Here is a 19,648-nt window from a genome sequence, read left to right on the forward strand (position 1 = left end):
CGTTCATTGCGCCTTTTTGGCCCAGCTGGAGTGGATCAGCTCGCCGCACCGGCTGACAGGCAATCTACCCTGAGACTTTCGCAACATGAGTTCACCTACCACTGCACAACGCATCGGACAGTTCGCTTTTGACGCGCACGCCAGTCATCTCACGCCGCGGTCCCGGACTGTATTCAAGCGAAACATCCTCGATAGTCTGGGCTGCGCGATCGGCGCGCTGCCAGGCAAGCCGTTCAAGGCGCTTCGCGAGCAGTTTGACGAGTACGGGCGCTCCGGTTCGTGCACTCTGATTGGCGGTGGTACCTCGTCGCCCGATCAGGCCGCGTTGTACAACTCGGGCCTCGTGCGCTATGTTGATCTGCTCGACAGCTACATGTCGCCGGGCGGCCTCTGTCACCCCAGTGACAATTTCGGCACGATCCTCGCTGCCGCCGATCATGCGTCGGCAAGTGGCGAGGAATTCATGCTCGCACTCGCCGTGGCGTACGAGATCGGCTGCCGCATCACCGCGATCGTTCCGGTCATGGCGAAAGGGTTCAATCACGCGATCCAGCTGGCGATCTCGTCGGCCGCGGGTTCGGGCAAGCTATTCGGGCTCAATGCTGAGCAGATCGGGCATGCGGTTGCGATTGCGACGGTCGACAACATCTCGCTGACCTGCGTCCATTCAGAACCCGTATCGCAATGGAAGGGATTCTCACCGGGCATCACCGGCATGCGCGCGATCTATTCGGCCTCCCTTGCCAAGCGTGGCTTCACGGGCCCGCTTCGTCTGTTCGAAGGGCCCAACGGGCTGGTGCGCATGTTCGATCAGCAGCTCGAAGTGGACTGGGGTGACCACAGGCTGGAGGTCATTCATGAGACGGTGATGAAAAAGTATTGCTCGCTGATTCATGGTCAGCCGGTGCTCGAGGCGACGCTCGATCTGAAGCGCCGCAATGGGGTGAAGAGCGAAGAGGTCGAGGAGGTCGTGTGCGACATCTTCCAGACCGGCTTCGATATTGCGGGAGGGGGCGGCTTCGGCCCGAAGGACGATCCGCAGACCAAGGAGCAGGCCGACTACAACCTCAAGTACCTGATCGCGGCGGCGCTGCTCGATGACGAGGTGGGGCCGGCCCAGCTTGAAACGGAACGCGTCCAGGCGGCTGACGCGCAGGACCTGCTCAAGAAAGTAACGGTGCGGCCGGACGCCGCATTCAGCGCTCAATATCCGCACGCGTTGAACACCAGGGTGACGATCCGGTGCAAGGATGGGCGGATCTTCTCAAAGGAACATGTCGGCTTCGAAGGTGGGCTGGAGAATCCGCTCACATGGGAGCGGACGGTCGAGAAATTCCACTGGCTGAGCGAGCCCTATGCGGATGAAGCGCTTCGAGGCCAGATTATCGAGCTGGTCTCCACACTGGATGAACACCCGATTAAGGAGTTGATGCAACTCCTGGCGAAGGTCGGTCCAGAATCACGATATCCGGCGAAACATCCAGGGATTCAGTAGCCACGAAGGTCCTTGGGATGAGGGTGTATCGCGCATCCGATTGAACGACTAGCGATGGTGCGCAACATTGGATACCTTACCGTAACGCAGCGGCGGCTGCCCCAGGGCGCTTGAGTCATGGCGCACCCGTTCGGCGCGCCTAACGTATTGTTACCGACGTGGCGTCCTGTCCAGCGAAGGTGAAACGTCATGTTTCGATTCGTAAGGAGCGCGGCCGTGCTGGTTAGCCAGGTTGATCCGTGGGTTCAGACGATATGACTGTTATCGTCGGGATCACGATACCCGGATGCCAGAGCTAATACGACGCCCGTGGCAAATCGCGCAAGCCGTTATAGACAAGCCAAGTGTAGATATTCGCCTGGAAAGCGCGACTGCTAGCGCGGATCGACGAGATCCTGGGGCCCCCCGCGGGTCATCTTCTCCTTCTATAACCAAACGATGGCACCGCAGGACCACGGCTGCGCGAACGCCCCTATTTCAACCCTCGCTGCTTGCGATATACGTCAGTCGGTAGGCCGCCCCAGCCCCAGTTCTCCGTTTCCACCTCCTGGATGATCACAAAGGTTGCTTCGAGCGGCTTTTTCGGCACGTCGAGCAGCAGGCGGCTGACACCCTTGATGAGTTCGGTTTTTTCTTCTGCGGTGACCGAGTCGCCGCCCGGCTTGGTGCCCTCGCGGGTCACCTGGATCGTGACGATTGGCATGGCGTTCTCCTTGATCGTAGTTGACGAACCGGTCGCCAGCTGGCGGCGGCGTCCGGTCGTGCGGGATGGTGCCTGGTATTGCCTGATCGCGCTTAGTGCCCGGCGCTCTGGCCGCCGTCGACGTGCAGGATCTCGCCGGTGACGAACGGGGCGGAGTCGAGATACACGATCGCGTTGACGATATCGCTCATTTCGCCCATATGACCCATCGGATGGAGCGCGCCGAGTGCGGCGTGGGTTTCCTCCGGATGCATCGGCGACTTGATGATGCCCGGCGCGACTGCGTTGGCGCGAATGCCGCGTTTTGCGTATTCGATCGCGAGGGACCGGGTGGCTGCGTTCAGGCCGCCCTTGGTGAGCGAGACGAGTACCGAAGGCACGCCGTCGATCGCGTGGTCGGCCAGGGTGGTGGTGATGCTGACGACGTGGCCGCTGGAATGCTTCTCCATTTCAGCGATGGCAAGCTGCGTGATGTAGAAGAAGCCGTTCAGGTTCACGCCCATGACTGCCGCATAGTCTTCGGCGGTGTAGCTGGTAAAAGGCTTGGCGACGAAGATGCCGGCGTTGTTGACGAGCGTGTCGATGCGGCCAAAGCGGTCCACGGCCTCGCTGATCACGCGGCGTGCGGTTTCGGGGTCGGCGATGTCGCCGGCCACGGTCAGGATGTTGGGATCCTCCGATGGCTTGATGCTGCGCGCGGTGGCGACCACGCGATAGTCGAGTTTGCGGAAAGCCTTGACGACTTCTGCGCCGATGCCTCGCGACGCGCCGGTAACGACGATGACCTTTTGTGATGCGCTCATATACAACCTCCGAATCAATTAAGTGGGCTCTGGTGCCGCTCGGGCCCGTGGCTCCGATAGGGAGCTAAACTAGGCGCTTTGGCGTCGAGTTCGAATACCCGCCAGGGACAGACACTTGTGATTCGGAGGAACAAATCAGGCGCGACGGGCGCGGACGCCTGCTTTCCCTCGCGAAGCAGCTGTGGTCTGACGCGCGTCGCGATCCGCGTCGTTATGCCGAGGCGGCGCGTCCGGCCTTTCGCGTTTTTCGCGCGAGCCGTTCCATCCGGTAAAGAATGTTTTTCGCGCCAGTCGATTGACCATCTGTTCTCGCAAGTTGAACATTCCTGCGAGGCAAATCCGAGCGGGAAGCCGCGCGGGTTGCCTTTCCAGCTTAGGCGACAAACCCAATTTGAAAAAGGGAAGTGACAAAGGCCGCCGCCCTGACGAGATCGTTGCCTGTTGCAGCGCTGTTCGCCCAGCTAGAGACGCTGTCGTCGGTGCATGGCATCTCGACACAGTCTTTTAGCGCATCGCGTCAACGCAGCGATGGCTAGATAAGTCGACGCGACGGATTTGTTCGCGACCGACACAACTGTTGTTCTAGCCTGGCCGTTTACCCGGAGGGCTTCTTTCCGCACAATCGCTACCACTATTGCGAACTGCGGTGCGCGGTCGGTCGAGGCGGCAACGATGCGAGGCTTGCAGCGGGCTGCCTCCATAGACGGCTCAATTGGACAATCGTGAAAGTGTTTGCCCAGGATATTGCATTGCTGCCGCAGTCATCGCTCCGCCACGTCGTACTCATTGCCAACAGGAGCTTGTATGGCCGACGATATCCTTCCCCAGACCCCATCGCGCCGTCGCTTTAGTGCCGTGGCAACGGCAGCCGCTGTTGCGGCCTCGGTGAGTCGAGTCGCATTCGCGGAGACGAACCAAACCATCAGCAGGTAACGAAGTCGAGTGGTGCTGACAAAACCGCTATTCGTCCACTTCATGTGCACGCGTCGGAAGCGCAACTCATCGATTTGAACAGGCGTATCAAGGCGACCCGGTGGCCTGAGCGCGAAACCGTGACGGATGCGTCGCAAGGCGTACAGCTCGCAACCATGCAAAAGCTCGCGCGTTACTGGGCAACGGACTACGACTGGCGCAAAGTGGAAGCGAGGCTGAACGCGCTGCCACAGTTCGTCACCGAGATCGATGGGGTCGACATTCACTTCGTCCACGTTCGCTCGAAGGATGCCAATGCGTTGCCGCTTATCGTCACGCACGGGTGGCCCGGCTCGATCATCGAGCAGTTGAAGATCATCGGTCCGTTGACGGATCCGGCGGCGCATGGCGGGCCTGCGTCCGATGCATTCGATATAGTGATTCCGTCGCTTCCGGGTTATGGGTTCTCGGGCAAACCGACCGCGACCGGCTGGGATCCTGTTCGCATCGCACGGGCGTGGGTCATACTGATGAAGCGTCTCGGATACACGCGATATGTAGCGCAAGGCGGCGATTGGGGGAACGCCGTCACGGAGCAGATGGCCCTGTTGGCACCGCCCGAACTGATCGGCATTCACACCAACATGCCGGCGACTGTGCCGGACGACATCGCACAGGCACTCAAGCTGGGAGAGCCGGCGCCAGCGGGTCTCTCAGCCGACGAGAAGCATGCGTTCGATCAGCTCGACTATTTCTACAAGCACGGCCTAGGCTACGCACTGGAGATGGCGAACCGCCCGCAGACGCTGTACGGAATTGAAGATTCGCCCGTCGGACTCGCCGCGTGGATGCTCGACCACGACGCCGCCAGCCAGGCACTTATCGCGCGCGTGTTTGACGGTCAGTCCGAGGGGCTTACGCGCGACGACGTGCTCGACAACGTGACGCTCTATTGGCTCACGAACGCGGCAATCTCCTCGAGCCGCTTGTATTGGGAAAACAAACTCAACTTCTTTGCTCCCAAGCACGTTGCCATTCCGGTTGCCGTCAGCGTCTTTCCGGATGAAATCTACGCTGCCCCGCAGATCTGGACAGCGAAAGCGTATCCCAAGCTGATTCACTATAACCGCCTTCCCAAAGGGGGACACTTCGCGGCATGGGAGCGACCGCAAGCGTTCTCGGAAGAGGTTCGCGTGAGCTTTCGGTCGCTGCGTTGATCGCAAAGATACGGGCGACGCCTTCGGGCGTCGTTGAAACGGCTGACGGGTCGTCAGATCGACGCCTCGTCGGCCGCCGAAGGGGGAGTGCGTAGAATCGGCACGCGAAATCAGTGACGCTGATGAGTCGATAGCTCCCGCCTTATTCAGCCGTTGTTGAATGGAGAAGTGACAAATGAAATTTTTTATGAAAAGCGAAATCCGCTCGGACGATGTGCCAACGATCGAGCATGCGATGAAGACTGTCGACGCCGACGCGCAGGTCAAAGTCGACGTTAATGCGAAGATCGTGAGCGTCGATTCATGGCTGATGCCAGAAGAGTTTCTCGTCGCTTTCGAAGACGAGGACTATGACGTGACGATTGAGGAAGCCTAGAGTGGACGAATTGGCGTCGAAGGTCGGCATGTCACGCATCGCGTTCATTAATCGCTTTCTCTCCGACGCGCCGACGATGCGATTCTCTATACCATCAGATACCGCGACCAGATCAAACAATATCCCACATATACGAAAGTACGGCTGTTATAGGCGGTCCATCGTCATAGCCTGTCACAGAGGTCCTACTGGAGAACCGGACATGGACGACTCAGTCAGCTTGCAGCGCCGCCGGGCCCTCGGCGCCGCAATAGCGATTATCGGCATGGACGAGTGGGGCATCGTCGGTCGCGCCAGAGCACAACCGACGTCGCCCGCCAAGCCGTCGAGCGGCGGTGCGACTTTCACCTCAATTCGGCAGATCGACGCCGGCCCGCTGAATATCGCTTATGCACAAAGTGGCCCGGCCGATGGTCCTGTCGTGATGCTCCTGCATGGCTGGCCGTACGATATCCACAGCTATATCGAAGTGGCGCCGCTGCTCGCGTCGGCGGGTTATCGCGTGATCATTCCATACCTGCGAGGCTACGGGTCCACGCGTTTTCTTTCCGCCGATACGCCACGCAATGGCCAGCAAGTCGTCACCGCGGTCGACACCGTCGCGCTGATGGAGGCGCTCAAGATTCAGCAGGCCGTGTTCGGCGGATACGACTGGGGTGCGCGCCCTGCCGATATCATCGCCGCGCTTTGGCCCGAGCGCGTGAAAGCGCTGGTCTCCGTGAGCGGCTATCTGATCGGCAGTCAGGCGGCGAACAGGAAGCCGCTGCCACCTGCTTCCGAACTGCAGTGGCGGTACCAGTACTACTTCGCCACAGAACGCGGCGCGCTCGGTTACGCGGCAAATCTCGATGCCTTCAACAAGCTTATCTGGCAACTCGCCTCGCCGAAATGGCAGTTCGATGAGGAGACGTTTCGACGTTCCGCCGCCTCCTTCCGAAATCCGGATCATGTGGCGATCGTGATCCACAACTACCGCTGGCGTCTCGGTCTCGCGCAAGGGGAGACGCAGTACGATGCGCTCGAACAGCGCCTCGCCGAAGCTCCGGCGATTTCAGTGCCGACCATCACGCTCGAAGGCGACGCGAACGGCGCACCGCATCCCGATCCCGCGGCGTACGCCAAAAAATTCAACGGCAAGTACCTGCATCGGACGATCGCTGGCGGTATCGGCCACAATCTGCCACAGGAGGCGCCCAGGGCTTTCGCCGATGCGGTACTTCAGGCGGCGAATCTTTGACGGATATCGCAGCCGTCACAAGCTCGCGTTCATCCAAAGGAGTCAGGTCGCGTCTCACAATCTAAAGCCCGGAGCCCTCTTCGCAGGACACTGAGATGATGCATGGACGGACCCGTACCGTCACTTCGTCACACATGTTGTCTCCGGCGACGCGCGATCCTGCCGTCACGAGCGCCAATGCGTTCTATCGCGCGTTTCCGGCTAGCGTGGTCGAACGGCCGCGTCGACGACCGCCACGATCGGCTGGCGCGACGCGACCCGCTCTTGCCACATCACGCGAGACTGTCTCAGGCGCTCGAACAAAGGCTGATTCGCGGGGGGGCTGTCGTTTGGTTTATGAAAAGCATACCAGGAGACTATTGAAGCAATACACACGAGGTCCTGTAATCAAGCTTGCTATGCGACGTACCGTCCATTGTTCGTGACTTCATTACCGACAGGAGCCAGGCATGCAACCCCGAGCGTTGACCCTTACTATGGCCGCCGTGGCGGCGTTCGCCACGGCTTCGCTTGCCGGCGTAGGGAGTGCGTCGGCCGCCGATTCATCGTCCGCCAGCACTGACGCCTCCGGCAAGAAGCAAATTCGAGCCAATAATCGCGCTCTGAGTCATGCAGTGCGCCAGTCTCTTGCGAAAGTGAAGGGGCTGGATTCCTCGCGCATTAACGTGCTGGCGCGCGGCAGCACCATCACGCTTGCAGGCAGCGCGCATGATCAATCGCAGATCGAGTCGGCGGGAACGGCAGCAGGGAAGGTGAGGGGCGTCAGTCACGTGGACAACCGGCTTACTGTCTCCGAGCCGGGAAACTGAACAGAGATTTTATACCAGCCGCCCGACCTCGTTCGCTCCTCGCCTGGGCCGTGCAGCGCCCGGGTCGGCTTATCTGGCCACGGGCATCGCGAATTCCGCACCTTTGGAGATGCTATCGGGCCAGCGCTGCATGACACTCTTATAGCGCGTGTAAAAGCGCACAGCTTGCTCGCCGTACGCGTGATGATCGCCGAACAGCGATCGCTTCCAGCCCCCGAACGAATGCCACGCCGACGGCACCGGACTCGGCACGTTGATGCCCACCATGCCCACCTGAATCTGCCGGGAGAATGCGCGCGCCGCACTGCCGTCGGATGTGAAAAGCGATACTCAGTTCCCCAGTTCGTGCGCGTTGACGAGCGCTATCGCACTCGCGAGATCAGGCACGCGGACAACCGACAGGGTAGCCCCCCCGAGAGTTAACGGGTGTTCAAGGTAGAATTTTCTAGCAGCAGGATCTACAGGAAATTTTGCATGAAGACGTCCCGATTCACGGAAAGCCAGATCATCGCGATCTTGAAGCAGTTCACGAATTCGTTCACCGGGAATTCGCTGTGAAGCGGTTAGCCGACTCGAATACGTCGACGTTTTTCTGTTCATGGACCTCTGGCGCCTCAATTGCAGCCCGAGGCGTCGGTGCTTCGTCGCAGGACATGAAGTAGTGCGGAGGTGTCGCCATGATTGATTCTTTCGATTTCCGGAGCAAAAAGTTACAGCTTAATCACGGAGGCGGGCGTATGCCCGCGCTCGGATTTGGCACGCTGATTCCCGATGGAGCTACTACTGTCAGTGCTACCAAAGCGGCGCTGGAGACCGGATATCGTCACATCGATTGTGCCGAGCGATATCGGAACGAACGTGAGGTGGGCGAGTCTCTGCGGGGAGGACTTGCTGCGGGAAGGATTGCGCGCGAAGACGTCTTTGTGACCACAAAAATGTGGAATAACAATCATCGGCCCGAGCGTGTCGAACCGGCTTTCGGGGCGAGTCTTGGCAGGCTTGGACTCGACTATCTTGATCTCTATTTAATACACACTCCGTTCGCGTTTCAGCCAGGGGATGAGCAAGACCCGCGCGATGAAAACGGCGATGTCATCTACGATGAAGGTGTGACTTTGCTCGACACGTGGAAGGCGATGGAAGATCTCGTCGATCAAGGTAAATGCCGCGCCATTGGACTGTCTGACATCCTCCTGGACGAATTGCGGCCCCTCTACGAAGCGGCGAGAATCAAGCCTTCGGTGGTGCAGGTCGAAGCACATCCGTATCTTCCAGAAACGGAACTTCTGGAATTCTGCAAGGAGAAAGACATCGTGTTTCTGGCCTTTGCACCGCTGGGTCATGGAATCAGGCCCGGGCCGCTTGACGACCCAGTCGTCTCCCGGATTGCCGAGGAAATTGGCAAGACGCCAGCACAGGTACTGCTTGCCTGGGCGGTGCAGCGTGGCGGGGCGTTACTTACTACCCCCAAGACTGCGGCACGCGCGCGGGAGAATTTCGACATCTCTGCCCTTCCGGTTGACGCGTTTGACGAGATCAATCGGATTCAGATCAGGCGGAGATTCAACGACGTCGTCAAAACCGGCAGCGGGGGCTTCCTCTCCGCAACGTAAGCGATGGTGAAACGTGAACCGTGTGAGGACGTAGGTGACGCCGGAAGCCAAAATCCGCGAAGCCCTGGATGCACACTGGCACGCGTCGGCGGCCGGGGATCTCGACGTGGAACATGACACCTACGATGACAATACCATCTGCGACTATCCCCAATCAGGCGAGCGAATCATTGGACGGAGCAATTTGCAGGCGTTGCGGAGTCATCATCCGGATAAGCCATCGGGTTTCAATGTCCGGCGGATTCAAGGGGAAGGTGATCTCTGGATCACGGAATATACGATGGACTATAAGGGACGAGTGACGTGTGTGGTGAGCGTCATGGAGTTCCGCGCCGGCAAGGTTATTCACGAGACTCAGTATTTTTCGGATCCCTTTGAGGAACCGGGTTGGCGGAGTCAATGGGTTCGGCAGATCGTGTGATTTCGCGTTGCGGCGAGATATACCTCAGGAAGGGTAGAAAGGGGACCCGAAATTCAAGACTGCGGGCTGGCAAACGGAAGCGAGTCCACTAATCTCGGCGCGGTGCCCCACACACGGGACGACAGTTACGACACCTCGGACCCGTCTCAGGATGACGACAAGGAACCACGCCAGAGAAGAACCACTAGGCGGAAGGGATGCGTGCATAACTGAGCGTTTCCGACCGCGCTCGGGTAGGGCTGCGAGCGAGCTAGACGTAGCGAACCGGAGCGAAGTCGTACCGTCTGATCTGCTCGTCATGGGTCAGAAGGACGATACCTTCGGCGATCGCCTGACCGATGAGCAGTCGGTCAAACGGGTCACGATGCAGCCCAGGGAGCGTAGCCACCTCGAATGCGTGCTGCGATTCGATTGAGAGTTCCTCATAGCCGGCATCAAGAAGGTTGCGGCGAAGCACGCGTGCGTCGACCTGGAAGTCGTCCCGGCCAAGGCCGCTCTTGATGACAATCTCCCACATGCTTGCCACGCTGAAGTACAGCGTGTTGTCTTCGTCTTCGATGACCGCGCGTGCGTCGTCGGGCAGCGACGGATGGTCCGCCGCAGCCCAGATCAGCAAATGCGTGTCGAGTAAGAGCTTCACTCGCCTTTTCCTTCGAACAGATCCGCCACGGCTTCGCCGCCCATCGTGTCGAAGTCATCGGGAACCTTGATCAGGCCCTTCATGAAGCCTATGCGCCGTACGGGCTTGGCGGTCTCCGCCTCAAGGCGGACGACTTTGACCAGTGGCTTGCCGGCCTTCGCAATCACGAAGGGCTCGCCACCGTTGACAATCTCTTCGATCAGCCGCGACAGGTTCGTCTTGGCGTCGTGAATGTTGTAGATGTGCATGATCACCCCATGAACTTAGTTTAATGGACTTAGTTTATTTTAAATGTGCCAAGATTGCCAGATCTACGTAATTCGGGTACACGTCGCCATTCGTAATTTAACATAATACTAATTATCAATCTTTTAGGGTCGCAGTTAATTACTATCAAGCGTCGCATGCTGCCCAGATCGCACAAAGTGTGCGCTGCCGCCCCTAATTCAATCCGGCCTCGCGCTAATGTCAAAGCACACATCCTGTACCGGGCAGCCAGGGGCAACGATGGAACATTTGGTCAGAGTACGCAACGAGAGGGACCGGCAAACGCTGGACTGGTTGCGCCGGCATATCGGCGACCCAGCCATCGCGGCCGCCATCCAGCGATGTGACGGGTCAGGCAAACCATTTCTTTCCTCCGTCTGCAAACAACTCGGCGTCCGCGTCCCCGAGTTTCTTCTACCAACGGGGCATAGCCCGAGCGCGGCCGCCGAACAGTCCCTGGCGACCATCCGACGCATCCTCGCCGCGCGCAATGCGTTGGTAATCGCTAGCGCGGTCGCTTCGCGCTAGCTAACACTCCGGCTTGATTCTGGTCGGCCACATGAACATTCCATCAAGGGCTACTCACGCAATCCGGTCGCGCCAGTGAACTATGGCTTGCTGGAAGAATCCCAACTCCGTCAATCGCGGAAGGGGCCTGCCGCCCTGCACGTGTCACGACGCCCACATGTGCCGCAGGTCGTGGAACCGGAAGTCCTCAATGTCCGCCCGCCCGTCCGGCTTGCCCTTGCGCATGAACAGCTACCCCGAGCTGGCAGCGGATCACGTCCACCGCTTGGCCGTTCAGCGGCACGCCAATTGGCCGCCGCCCCTGGAGCGGCGCGGTCACGCCACGCCGCTCCAGATCAGTCGGCCGCCAGATCCGGGATCAGCGAGGAACCGCGCTCAAAGGCATCTTCGAACCGGTCCAGCCCGTTCGTGCCGCCGTTGACCAGTTGCCGTGCCATAGCCATGTTGCCAGCCAGCAAGGCTTTCTTGATTGCGAGTTCGCGGTCTGCAAGAAACAGCGCGAGCAGCTCCGCGGCGACGGTGGGATCGGAAGCACGATCCGGATCGCTCACGAGGTCAATGGGCGTAGAGAGTTTCGGACCGTAGGTCTGGTAGTTGACCCGCCCCGTCAGCTGAATGTAGCCACGGCCCTTGAAGGCGGCGCCATCCGGTGCGCCGCGGTTTCCGAGGTCTTTGCGATTGTCGTAGAGGTCGAAGAGGCGTCCGGACGGTGAAGTGTTGAATCTCGACGCTCCCTCGGCAATGGGCTCGAAGCACTCCACTTCGGCGCGCACTGTCGCGAGCGCCATCAAGACCATAGGCTTGTCGGATATCCGCGACTGGACCAGCGCTGAGAGCACCGAGGGCAAGTTCGATTTGATGTTGCCTATCGGCGTGACGGGGAAAATCTGGCTGACGATCTGGACGCTCACCGCAGGAATGGCGCTCGGCAGCGTAGTCGAATCGGCGAGACTGAGCGCTGAGAGCGTGCGCGGACCGGCTATGCCGTCGGGTAGCAGGCCCTCGCTCTTCTGGAATGCCATCACCGCGGCTACCGTACCCTGCCCGAACATGCCGTCGATCGCGCCTGGACTGAACCCGCGTGTCGCCAGGGCTTGCTGTAACGTCTTCACATCATCGTTGTTGTCTCCCTGCTTCAATGGGCCCGCGATCATGACTGTCTCCTCGACATGGTTGCCATTCCTGGCGATACGAAAATCGATGCTCGAGCCTCGCACTCATTCGCTCGCGCCTCATTCAGAGAGAAGGAATCGAGAGGCGTGATTCTTGCGAGCATGACGGTGAATTCTTCCGCGGCGATCTGGCGGAACTTCATCTTGACCACCGCAATGCGCTGCTGGGGCGGCTCGTCTGGGAGGAGCCGGTTCGCGGCATCTTCGATCACGCTCCCGCCGTCGTCGATCTTCGGCATGTTCGCGGACGTTTCGCCATCCTCAGCTTTTATCAGTAGCCAGATCGGCACGACGTCGGCGAGTCCGATGGGAATCAGCGACGCCGCGCTTTCGCCAAAGTGGCGGCGCACGATCGCCTGGGAACAGAGCCGAATCCAGAGAAAGACGCTACCAGCGATGTTGATGCCCACCAGTACCGCGCTCAATAAAAGCGCCCGCGAAAGCACCCTGAGATGCCCGTCATTCGGCATTTGCGCGATACGTCCGGGTAGTGTTCCGGCGGCTGTGACCATGGCAAGACAAGCCTCCGCTAACGGTATCGGAGCCGGCTTTGAACAGAACGCTCGTGTGAAACGCGCCGATCGTCTTCGCAAACGGGATCAAACGATATCTAACCCGAATTCTGGAAAAATATAATTAAGCGATTTTATTATTGATTTTTTAGGCTCAAAAATCGTCGTCGAACGAATTCGATTTCTGAATATTTACTTTTAATGTATAGCGGACCGAGGCGAGGAAACAACCGCATAGGGTTAACAAACACGACTAACCAATTAAACAAAAATATCCGCCCGACTCGATTAACACATGCGATTTTCCTTTGATGCGTCTGTGCGCTAGCAAACACAACCCGCCGATTCTCCATGCGATAAAAACCGCACTGAATTTCGCGAAATTTGATCTAATTTAAGGGCAGGCAGGCAAACCTTGAGGAGGTGATACATGAGCGACGAAAAGAGCCCTCAAGGCTGGTGGACCACGCTGCCCGGAGTCTTGACCGCCTCAGCAACGGCGATTACCGCTATTGGCGGTCTGATCGCGATCCTTGGCCAGCAAGGTCTCTTTCACAAGCCAGCGCCCGCAACGCCTCCGGTCGTGGCCTCGGTGGCTTCGGCGCCGGACATCGCGTCAGCGCCGGAAATAGCGGCGCCGGTGCAGGACGTTGCGGCAACTACCGTTGCGCACCCACAGACTGAAAGCGCTCCGCCACTGGCTTCTGCAGTGCCGGCTTCCGTCTCTTCGACGCACGGCGAGATCGGCAGCAACATGGCTTACTTCGCTGGTAGCTGGCAGAACATCCATCCCGCGACGGCGGGAATCCTCAAAATCCAGATTCGTATAGCGGATTCCACGATGTTCGTGCACGCGTGGGGCAAGTGCCGCCCCACCAACTGCGATTTTGGCGAGGTGCAAGCGCAAGGAATCGGGAGCAACATGGACTCGCAGCCGGGCGCGGGCGCACGCGAGGTCACAGCGCAATTCAAGAACAATATCCGCCAGCTCGCGCTCACCATCCACCCGGCGCCGAACGATCATATCCGCGTGGAAGCCCTCACGAGCTTTATCGATCAAAGCGGACGCGCGCCGCTAGCGAAAGTACTCGTGTTTCAGCGCATGTGATGCCGACGGCTCGACGAGAACGATGCAGCGTCCCCACCGAGCCGCATGCCGCGTGAGCGCTTATAGCTCGATCTGGATGTTGGCTGCCGGGCCTGTCCAATCAAGATTGATATAGCTGGTGAAAAGATTGGCGGGTCGATAAAGGCCCGGCGCCCCGCTCTCCACCGGCACCGCATTCGCAGCAAGACGTTGCATCACGTGCTGGCTCAGTCCGAGCGCCGCCGGAAATTTGCGCAGGCCAGTCGCGAAAAGCGCGCCTGCCCATCGGCGATGCGAGATATCGCACGCGTTCGGCTGCCACGGCGCCGGGCGTTCGAACACGACCCCGGCCGCCGCGAGACGGTTCGACATCCACACGAGCGGGCCATTCGAAAGCCCCGATTCGCCGAGACCGTAGCCGCCGCCAACATCGGCATGCGCGCCCGGGAACAGAACCTGAACGACATCGGCACGGGCATTCCAGAGCGTGGGTGTGAAGTCGACGCGTTCCTCGTCCACCGCGAGCGCCTGTAATCCGTACTTAACGTGCACGCCCAGGTCGTTGTTGCAGAACTGGAACTCATCGAGCCGCACGGGCGTCCCGTCGTCGTTGCGAATGGTCGGTATCCCGAGCGCTCCGACCGTGTCCCACACCGCAACTGAGTCCCATCGTGGTCCAGTCGAGCAGCCCCTTGTTCGTCACGAAACCTGCTAGCGAGCGCGCCGTGTAGGCGCCGCGGCTGAATCCGACGATATAGATCTTGTCGCCCGGCTGATATTGCCGCGACAGGTACGTGTAACCGCGAACGATGCGCGCAATGAGTCCGAGCCCGACAGCGCCGCCCGCCACTTTATCGAGCGGGTTGTCCCCGTTTCCCACGCCGTGAATATATTTGGCGACCTGCGCGGGCTCGCCTGCGGATTCGGGGGCCGCGATTTCAAGTTCGTTGTCGTTCGGTCCGAGCGGCGCCGAGCCCTTCAGGTTTTCAAACAACTTTTCCACGTTCGTGGGAGTCAAACCGCCCGTTCGGTTCTGAGGGTTGGGACCGTTCCATGTACCGTCGAGACACAACACAATGTTCTTGCTCATCAGGGGACTCCTCATCGACTCAAGCGCGTTCGGATCGGTCCTTGAATTTAAGGTATCCCAAATGACAATCCAGCAATAATTGAAAACCGATTGTGTGCCACCGAACATTTGTGCGCATGCACATAGGCTCAAGCCGCATCGACCCGCGGCTCGCGCCTATAGAGCCTAGGCCTCGCCGCCCGAGACCGTCACGCTCGTGGTGTAAATCGGTAGAACGTCCTCGCCTTCATAGCGTTCAAGCAGGGACGCAGAGGGGTGCTATCAATTGTGACATGGTGCGGTCCTTCGAAAGTAGTCCTGTTCACGTCAGATTGTCCGAAAAGAGAAATCGACGATACAACAAGAAGGAATCGTCTGTGCTCGAAGTCGATTGCCACTGCAGAAATTCAGGTCAGCCGTACAGCGGTTCAATACAAGGCTGCACCATTGCTGGATACCAGCCGCTCAAGATCCCAGACCGAAACGCCTGGTTCAGGTTGCCTCGAGGGCCGTATCGAGGTGGCAGTCCCAAGCGTCGTCGCTCAGGCGGCGCACGGCCTGCAACATCACTTCTTTGTGCGCTCCAGATGGCAACTTCAATTGCCCCGGGCTCTCTTCGAAAATCCTGTGAACTATTTTCGGCGGGTTCCCCGTGGCCGGATAATCAAACATTGAAATGGTGGTATTCCGGGTTGGAATACTCAAAAAGGCACGCCAGAGCAGATTTTGGCGTGCAACAATTCAGATAACTGATTGTTGAGCCCCGAGGTCACGCTTAAGAATGCCTGCGGCGTGCGCGTGACGCTGCCCGGAGGTCGCACCTCCTGGGCTTGTGATACATCGAATGGAAATTAGTCACCACCATCTCTCTCTTTGGAGGCATCTACCGATGATGCTGACCGCCGGCTGTCCATAGCGCCCCCCAGTCGGTGGTCATTTTTTGCCTGCATTCCCTTTCCTGCTGTCCAGGCGGCCTGCCTTCGTTGCGGGCTCATGGCCTACGCTGGAAGGCCCTCAGCATCAGAAAAGGGCCAAACTGCTCAACCTCACAATTTGAGCAGCTTGCCCCTCGGTACCGCTCTCTCAACGATGCCCGGTCTTGCCGATGCTTCCTCGTTTGAGGGCTTACGCCACCTATCAGGAAGCGAGTTTCGACGCCAACTCGGCGACGTGCTTGCCCTGGTAGCGCGCGATGTCCAACTCATTCGCGCTCGGCTGACGGCTGCCGTCCGCGCCCGCCAGCGTCGTCGCGCCGTACGGCGTGCCGCCGGTGATTTCGTCCATCTTCGTGAGGCCCGCGCAAGCGTACGGGACACCGACGATGACCATACCGTGGTGGAGCAGCGTCGAGTGGAAAGACGAAATCGTGGTCTCCTGTCCGCCGTGCTGCGTGCCGGTCGAAGCGAACACGCTGCCAATCTTGCCGACCAGCGCGCCCTTCATCCACAGCCCGCCGGTTTGGTCGAGGAAGTTGCGCATTTGCGCAGCCATGTTGCCGAAGCGGGTCGGTGTGCCGAAGATGATGGCGTCGTAGTCGGCGAGTTCGTCGACCGTAGCAACGGGTGCAGCCTGGTCCAGCTTGATGCCAGCCGCCTTCGCCTGCTCGGAGGGAATCGTCTCGGGCACACGCTTGAGCGTCACGGTCGCGCCTGCGACCGACTTTGCACCTTCAGCGATAGCGCTTGCCATCGTTTCGATGTGACCATACGAGGAGTAATACAGCACTAGAATTTTGGCCATTTGAGTTATCCAGGTTTACATGGCGACCTAAAAGGTCGATTAGGACTGCTGTCCGGCGCGCCGCAATGACGTGCGAAACTCTATGCGCGACGCACAAACGGACCCTTCTCACCGGCAACATCGAGTTGGTGATTCTCAGGACTCGAGAGAGTCAAAACCTCTGACTTCGGTGTTGCACTGAGGACTTGCTGCAGCGGGTTAGTACGGCAACACCCGCGTCGTTACGCAGCCTCGTCGTCATGCATGCATGACGACGACAGCAAGCGATAGCCACAAAGCTTACGCGAACACCATGTGGAGTCAATCGCGTTTCGCGGTACTCTCTGTCGCGTTTTGGTTGACGAAGGCTGGGTGGCGATGACTGGTGATCATTTAGAAATGGCATGACTAAATATGGTTCAGTTCAAGCAATGCGTGACCTTCCTGTAACACAACGTTTTATAACAAAAATGGCACACATTTAAGCGCAATGCATTAATACTTGTCTCGCGAGAATCGTTTCCTGACCCAGAAACGCAATGCCCAGATCACGCGGAAACGCGCTTGGAAATCGTGGAAAACGCAGTAGACTTTAACTGGAGGTAGACGTGGAGAAGCCAGAACAATATCCCGGGTTAAGCTGGGATGTCAGTTGCACCGGAAAGGAATTTCCGCAAGGCAGACAATCCATTCTTCCCGATGACTTGATAGATACCGATGGATGCAGTCGGTGGCAGGCGGCTGGAGAACATAACTTCCATGGAGTATGTGATGGTAACCAGATCACAATGGCGAACGTTGCTTTCCCTGACTGTCCTGTTGCTGGCCATGATGGGCAATGTTGTGCGCGCGGAAGGCATTCCGATTGTCACAGGTCAGCAATGGATGGCGTCCTCGGAGGCGGAGAAGAAGGCGTATCTCGTGGGTATTGCCAATCTGCTTGACGTCGAGCGCGCCTACGCCAGCGCCGCGGCGAACAGCAACGATATTGCCCTGAGTTTCGGCAAGGGCATGCAGGGCCAGACACTCGATAGCGTGCGTCAGGGGCTGGATACCTATTACGCGGCCAATCCCATGATGGTTCAGCACCCGGTGATTGAGACCCTCTGGTTTCAGATGGTTGCCCCCGGTCTGAAGAAGAACCAGTAAGGAAGACGATCATGAAGCGACTTGGATGGATCGTTAGCGTAAGCGCTCTGATTGCCGTGACTGGCTGCACGGATATGACCCCCCGGCAGCAGGGAACGGTGAGCGGCGGTGCGATAGGCGCGGCCGGCGGCGCGGGCATCGCAGCGATCGCGGGCGGCGATGCGTGGACCGGTGCAATCATCGGCGGCGCGGCTGGCGCCGTGGCCGGCAATATCCGGGGTGGTCATCAGTAACCCTCCCAGCGTGCACGCGAGGCAAACCACGTGCCATCCCTTGCTTGATGCGCTGGTTAGCCACGTGGCCCGTCCCGGGTTTTCCAGGCTCTGCCACCGCAGAGGCGTAGCGAGTGCTCCGCGCGGCGCGACTCATCTATCGTCTCCGGCTGAGACGGTGCGCCGTGTCTGTTGCAGCGCCACTTCAGAAGCGAGCGTCCGTCAATCAGCGAACATCTCCGACTACCCGAACACCCTACCGCCATTTCTGTCCAGGTACCCCCATGCATCGTTGCCATCTTTAGTATTGATCCGGAACTCCGGCCCGATTTGCCCGATGCACAGGGGCATTGACCAGCCCTGATGATTGGACGATTACCCGATCGTGGGGACTGCAATGACGCCCTGGTCTGCCAGGGCGTGCGCGCCGTCCTGATCCGCATCTATCTACCCGCGCTGCCCATCCCGCAGACTGCCGCTTCGCTTCAGCAACCAGTTCATTGAGCGCCTCGATGCCAGCATCCGTGAACGCATCCCGGAAGTCGCCGGTGGCCGCATGGGGACTCCTTCCGGCGGGTGGGCGCCGGCCACGAGGACCGGCGGGGGCTCGACACCCTGGACAAGCGCAAGAAGGCGCACCGCGGCGGTATCCGGTGGCTGTTGCAGGCGCGGCGCCGCTACCGCCTCGCTCCGGCCTGAGCCCCACGCCCGCCCGAAGGGCTACCGTCCGTCCTGCCGCCCAGGGGCCTGCGGCGGGACCCGTCGCGCTCGACCTCCACGATGCGCTCAAGGTCATCTTCGCGGGCGCCGCGGCGTGGCCGCGCTCGCGGGAACCTGGGAGTCTGGCAGCATGGCTGCCGCCGGTTCATTCCCTGGGGTGCTTCATGTTTTCCGATTCGATGGCCGCATGCCATTCCTCGCTCGCCTCATCGGGTTCCAGCGCGTCGTCGATGGACGCGCTCGCGCGCTCGGCGGCCGCCCTCGCTTCGTCTGCCTCGACTTCAGGCCCCCCGTCGGTGACCTCGGGGGGCCGGATCATCTCCTTGAGCATCGCGTCCAGCTCTGGCGTGTCCCATGGAAGGTGACGCTGCATTTGCACCTTGATGTAGTGCCTCACTTCCGCATCCTGCTCAGCAGTCAGAGGCAATCCCCGGAACGTGCTTTCCGGGCCGAGCTCAATCATGGCGTCCTCCTGTTGCTAAGGCCTGCTATGTCGCAGTGTAACCCCGGTGTCATGGCCCCGCTACCTGAGCGAACGCACCCAGCAGCGCGACAGGGATGAAGTGCGGACGGAGACAAACACTAAAGCGGCAACTTTGTCGCATTAATGGTCCGGCTGTGGCGAAGGTGCTCAAGCGCCTGCACTATCCGCTTGATGTAATCCTTCTCTGCGTGCGCTGCTACGTTGCGTATCCACTGAGCGTGAGACGCCGATCAGGATCCGCCAGAAGAAGTACCTGAACAACGGTGTCGAACAGGATCACCGTGCCATCAAGCGTCGTACCCGGCCGATGCTGGGCTTCAAGAGCTTTCGTTGTGCGCGCATCATTATCGGCGGCATCGAGTTCATGCACATGATCGTCAAAGGCCAGATGAAAGACCGTGGCATCGCGCAAACCGTCGCCCAGCAGTTCTACTCGTTGGTCGTATAAGTATTCCTCACCATATCGACATTTGTTTGACTCGTCTTCCTTAACGCGACAAAAC

The 19,648-nt window shown here is 59.4% G+C and carries 17 protein-coding genes and 4 pseudogenes; 11 read left to right on the forward strand and 10 right to left on the reverse strand.

The window, feature by feature from the left end; translation table 11 throughout:
• Positions 1-85 precede the first annotated feature (85 nt).
• Positions 86-1,495 carry an MmgE/PrpD family protein gene (locus tag M3I54_RS31355; RefSeq protein ID WP_254343007.1) on the forward strand — a complete coding sequence of 470 codons (1,410 nt, stop codon included), beginning with the start codon at positions 86-88 and terminating at the stop codon, positions 1,493-1,495.
• A 472-nt stretch (positions 1,496-1,967) separates the two neighbouring features.
• Here M3I54_RS31355 and M3I54_RS31360 read toward each other — a convergent pair whose 3' ends face one another.
• Positions 1,968-2,198, reverse strand: a complete 231-nt coding sequence (locus M3I54_RS31360; RefSeq protein ID WP_254343008.1) for a 4-oxalocrotonate tautomerase family protein — start codon at positions 2,196-2,198, stop codon at positions 1,968-1,970.
• A 92-nt stretch (positions 2,199-2,290) separates the two neighbouring features.
• Complete coding sequence (locus M3I54_RS31365; protein ID WP_254343009.1) at positions 2,291-3,001, reverse strand: SDR family NAD(P)-dependent oxidoreductase; 711 nt, start codon at positions 2,999-3,001, stop codon at positions 2,291-2,293.
• Between the two features lie 804 nt (positions 3,002-3,805).
• Here M3I54_RS31365 and M3I54_RS31370 point away from each other — a divergent pair.
• The 4 genes and pseudogenes from M3I54_RS31370 (at position 3,806) to M3I54_RS31385 (ending at position 7,552) form a co-directional block, all read left to right on the forward strand.
• Positions 3,806-5,130: pseudogene (locus M3I54_RS31370) on the forward strand (epoxide hydrolase family protein).
• 175 nt (positions 5,131-5,305) lie between these two features.
• Positions 5,306-5,506 carry a copper chaperone gene (locus M3I54_RS31375; RefSeq protein WP_254343010.1) on the forward strand — a complete coding sequence of 67 codons (201 nt, stop codon included), beginning with the start codon at positions 5,306-5,308 and terminating at the stop codon, positions 5,504-5,506.
• A gap of 202 nt (positions 5,507-5,708) precedes the next feature.
• Positions 5,709-6,743: an alpha/beta fold hydrolase gene (locus M3I54_RS31380; RefSeq protein ID WP_254343043.1), complete on the forward strand. Its 1,035-nt coding sequence runs from the start codon at positions 5,709-5,711 to the stop codon at positions 6,741-6,743.
• Between the two features lie 449 nt (positions 6,744-7,192).
• Positions 7,193-7,552 carry a BON domain-containing protein gene (locus tag M3I54_RS31385; RefSeq protein ID WP_254343011.1) on the forward strand — a complete coding sequence of 120 codons (360 nt, stop codon included), beginning with the start codon at positions 7,193-7,195 and terminating at the stop codon, positions 7,550-7,552.
• 69 nt (positions 7,553-7,621) lie between these two features.
• Here the strand turns inward: M3I54_RS31385 and M3I54_RS31390 are convergent.
• Positions 7,622-7,963, reverse strand: a pseudogene (locus M3I54_RS31390) (aldehyde dehydrogenase family protein); the annotation flags it as partial.
• 266 nt (positions 7,964-8,229) lie between these two features.
• Between M3I54_RS31390 and M3I54_RS31395 the strand changes: the two are divergent.
• Positions 8,230-9,165, forward strand: coding sequence for an aldo/keto reductase (locus tag M3I54_RS31395; RefSeq protein ID WP_254343012.1), 936 nt, complete (start codon positions 8,230-8,232; stop codon positions 9,163-9,165).
• Between the two features lie 34 nt (positions 9,166-9,199).
• On the forward strand, positions 9,200-9,586 hold the full coding sequence (locus M3I54_RS31400) for a nuclear transport factor 2 family protein (protein WP_254343013.1): 387 nt from the start codon (positions 9,200-9,202) through the stop codon (positions 9,584-9,586).
• Between the two features lie 250 nt (positions 9,587-9,836).
• Here M3I54_RS31400 and M3I54_RS31405 read toward each other — a convergent pair whose 3' ends face one another.
• From M3I54_RS31405 to M3I54_RS31425, 4 genes are all read right to left on the reverse strand, one after another.
• On the reverse strand, positions 9,837-10,226 hold the full coding sequence (locus M3I54_RS31405) for a type II toxin-antitoxin system VapC family toxin (RefSeq protein WP_254343014.1): 390 nt from the start codon (positions 10,224-10,226) through the stop codon (positions 9,837-9,839).
• A complete protein-coding gene (locus M3I54_RS31410) occupies positions 10,223-10,474 on the reverse strand; it encodes a type II toxin-antitoxin system Phd/YefM family antitoxin (RefSeq protein ID WP_254343015.1) in 252 nt (83 codons plus the stop codon). The genes M3I54_RS31405 and M3I54_RS31410 overlap by 4 nt, the downstream gene beginning before the upstream one ends.
• An 882-nt stretch (positions 10,475-11,356) precedes the next feature.
• Positions 11,357-12,175 (reverse strand): peptidoglycan-binding protein, encoded by an 819-nt coding sequence (locus tag M3I54_RS31420; RefSeq protein WP_254343017.1) that lies wholly within the window; start codon positions 12,173-12,175, stop codon positions 11,357-11,359.
• Positions 12,172-12,705, reverse strand: a complete 534-nt coding sequence (locus M3I54_RS31425; RefSeq protein WP_254343018.1) for a hypothetical protein — start codon at positions 12,703-12,705, stop codon at positions 12,172-12,174. Before M3I54_RS31425 ends, M3I54_RS31420 begins: the two co-directional genes overlap by 4 nt.
• A 430-nt stretch (positions 12,706-13,135) precedes the next feature.
• Here M3I54_RS31425 and M3I54_RS31430 point away from each other — a divergent pair, with 430 nt between their 5' ends.
• Complete coding sequence (locus M3I54_RS31430; RefSeq protein WP_254343019.1) at positions 13,136-13,813, forward strand: hypothetical protein; 678 nt, start codon at positions 13,136-13,138, stop codon at positions 13,811-13,813.
• Positions 13,814-13,873: 60 nt separating this feature from the next.
• On the opposite strand, the pseudogene M3I54_RS45440 reads toward M3I54_RS31430, so the two are convergent.
• Together M3I54_RS45440 and wrbA are read right to left on the reverse strand one after the other, a co-directional pair.
• A pseudogene (locus M3I54_RS45440) lies at positions 13,874-14,990 on the reverse strand (phospholipase effector Tle1 domain-containing protein).
• Positions 14,991-15,998: 1,008 nt separating this feature from the next.
• Positions 15,999-16,601, reverse strand: a complete 603-nt coding sequence (wrbA, locus tag M3I54_RS31445; protein WP_254343022.1) for an NAD(P)H:quinone oxidoreductase — start codon at positions 16,599-16,601, stop codon at positions 15,999-16,001.
• 750 nt (positions 16,602-17,351) lie between these two features.
• Here wrbA and M3I54_RS31450 point away from each other — a divergent pair.
• Positions 17,352-17,729 (forward strand): hypothetical protein, encoded by a 378-nt coding sequence (locus tag M3I54_RS31450; RefSeq protein ID WP_375542249.1) that lies wholly within the window; start codon positions 17,352-17,354, stop codon positions 17,727-17,729.
• A gap of 11 nt (positions 17,730-17,740) precedes the next feature.
• Entirely contained in the window at positions 17,741-17,962 is a 222-nt protein-coding gene (locus M3I54_RS31455; protein ID WP_254343024.1) for a hypothetical protein, read from the forward strand.
• An 844-nt stretch (positions 17,963-18,806) separates the two neighbouring features.
• Here M3I54_RS31455 and M3I54_RS31460 read toward each other — a convergent pair.
• Entirely contained in the window at positions 18,807-19,124 is a 318-nt protein-coding gene (locus tag M3I54_RS31460; RefSeq protein ID WP_254343025.1) for a hypothetical protein, read from the reverse strand.
• A 235-nt stretch (positions 19,125-19,359) separates the two neighbouring features.
• On the opposite strand from M3I54_RS31460, the pseudogene M3I54_RS31465 reads away from it, so the two are divergent.
• Positions 19,360-19,593: pseudogene (locus M3I54_RS31465) on the forward strand (DDE-type integrase/transposase/recombinase); the annotation flags it as partial.
• Positions 19,594-19,648: the final 55 nt, after the last annotated feature.

The organism is Paraburkholderia sp. CNPSo 3274 (assembly GCF_024206475.1).
Taxonomy (GTDB): domain Bacteria; phylum Pseudomonadota; class Gammaproteobacteria; order Burkholderiales; family Burkholderiaceae; genus Paraburkholderia.

What these genes read in the sequence shown, in the direction of transcription:
- M3I54_RS31355 (WP_254343007.1), top strand. Translation starts at nt 86, where the DNA reads ATGAGTTCACCTACCACTGCACAACGCATCGGACAGTTCGCTTTTGAC.
- M3I54_RS31360 (WP_254343008.1), bottom strand. Translation starts at nt 2,198, where the DNA reads ATGCCAATCGTCACGATCCAGGTGACCCGCGAGGGCACCAAGCCGGGC.
- M3I54_RS31365 (WP_254343009.1), bottom strand. Translation starts at nt 3,001, where the DNA reads ATGAGCGCATCACAAAAGGTCATCGTCGTTACCGGCGCGTCGCGAGGC.
- M3I54_RS31375 (WP_254343010.1), top strand. Translation starts at nt 5,306, where the DNA reads ATGAAATTTTTTATGAAAAGCGAAATCCGCTCGGACGATGTGCCAACG.
- M3I54_RS31380 (WP_254343043.1), top strand. Translation starts at nt 5,709, where the DNA reads ATGGACGACTCAGTCAGCTTGCAGCGCCGCCGGGCCCTCGGCGCCGCA.
- M3I54_RS31385 (WP_254343011.1), top strand. Translation starts at nt 7,193, where the DNA reads ATGCAACCCCGAGCGTTGACCCTTACTATGGCCGCCGTGGCGGCGTTC.
- M3I54_RS31395 (WP_254343012.1), top strand. Translation starts at nt 8,230, where the DNA reads ATGATTGATTCTTTCGATTTCCGGAGCAAAAAGTTACAGCTTAATCAC.
- M3I54_RS31410 (WP_254343015.1), bottom strand. Translation starts at nt 10,474, where the DNA reads ATGCACATCTACAACATTCACGACGCCAAGACGAACCTGTCGCGGCTG.
- M3I54_RS31420 (WP_254343017.1), bottom strand. Translation starts at nt 12,175, where the DNA reads ATGATCGCGGGCCCATTGAAGCAGGGAGACAACAACGATGATGTGAAG.
- M3I54_RS31425 (WP_254343018.1), bottom strand. Translation starts at nt 12,705, where the DNA reads ATGGTCACAGCCGCCGGAACACTACCCGGACGTATCGCGCAAATGCCG.
- M3I54_RS31430 (WP_254343019.1), top strand. Translation starts at nt 13,136, where the DNA reads ATGAGCGACGAAAAGAGCCCTCAAGGCTGGTGGACCACGCTGCCCGGA.
- wrbA (WP_254343022.1), bottom strand. Translation starts at nt 16,601, where the DNA reads ATGGCCAAAATTCTAGTGCTGTATTACTCCTCGTATGGTCACATCGAA.
- M3I54_RS31450 (WP_375542249.1), top strand. Translation starts at nt 17,352, where the DNA reads ATGGTAACCAGATCACAATGGCGAACGTTGCTTTCCCTGACTGTCCTG.
- M3I54_RS31455 (WP_254343024.1), top strand. Translation starts at nt 17,741, where the DNA reads ATGAAGCGACTTGGATGGATCGTTAGCGTAAGCGCTCTGATTGCCGTG.
- M3I54_RS31460 (WP_254343025.1), bottom strand. Translation starts at nt 19,124, where the DNA reads ATGATTGAGCTCGGCCCGGAAAGCACGTTCCGGGGATTGCCTCTGACT.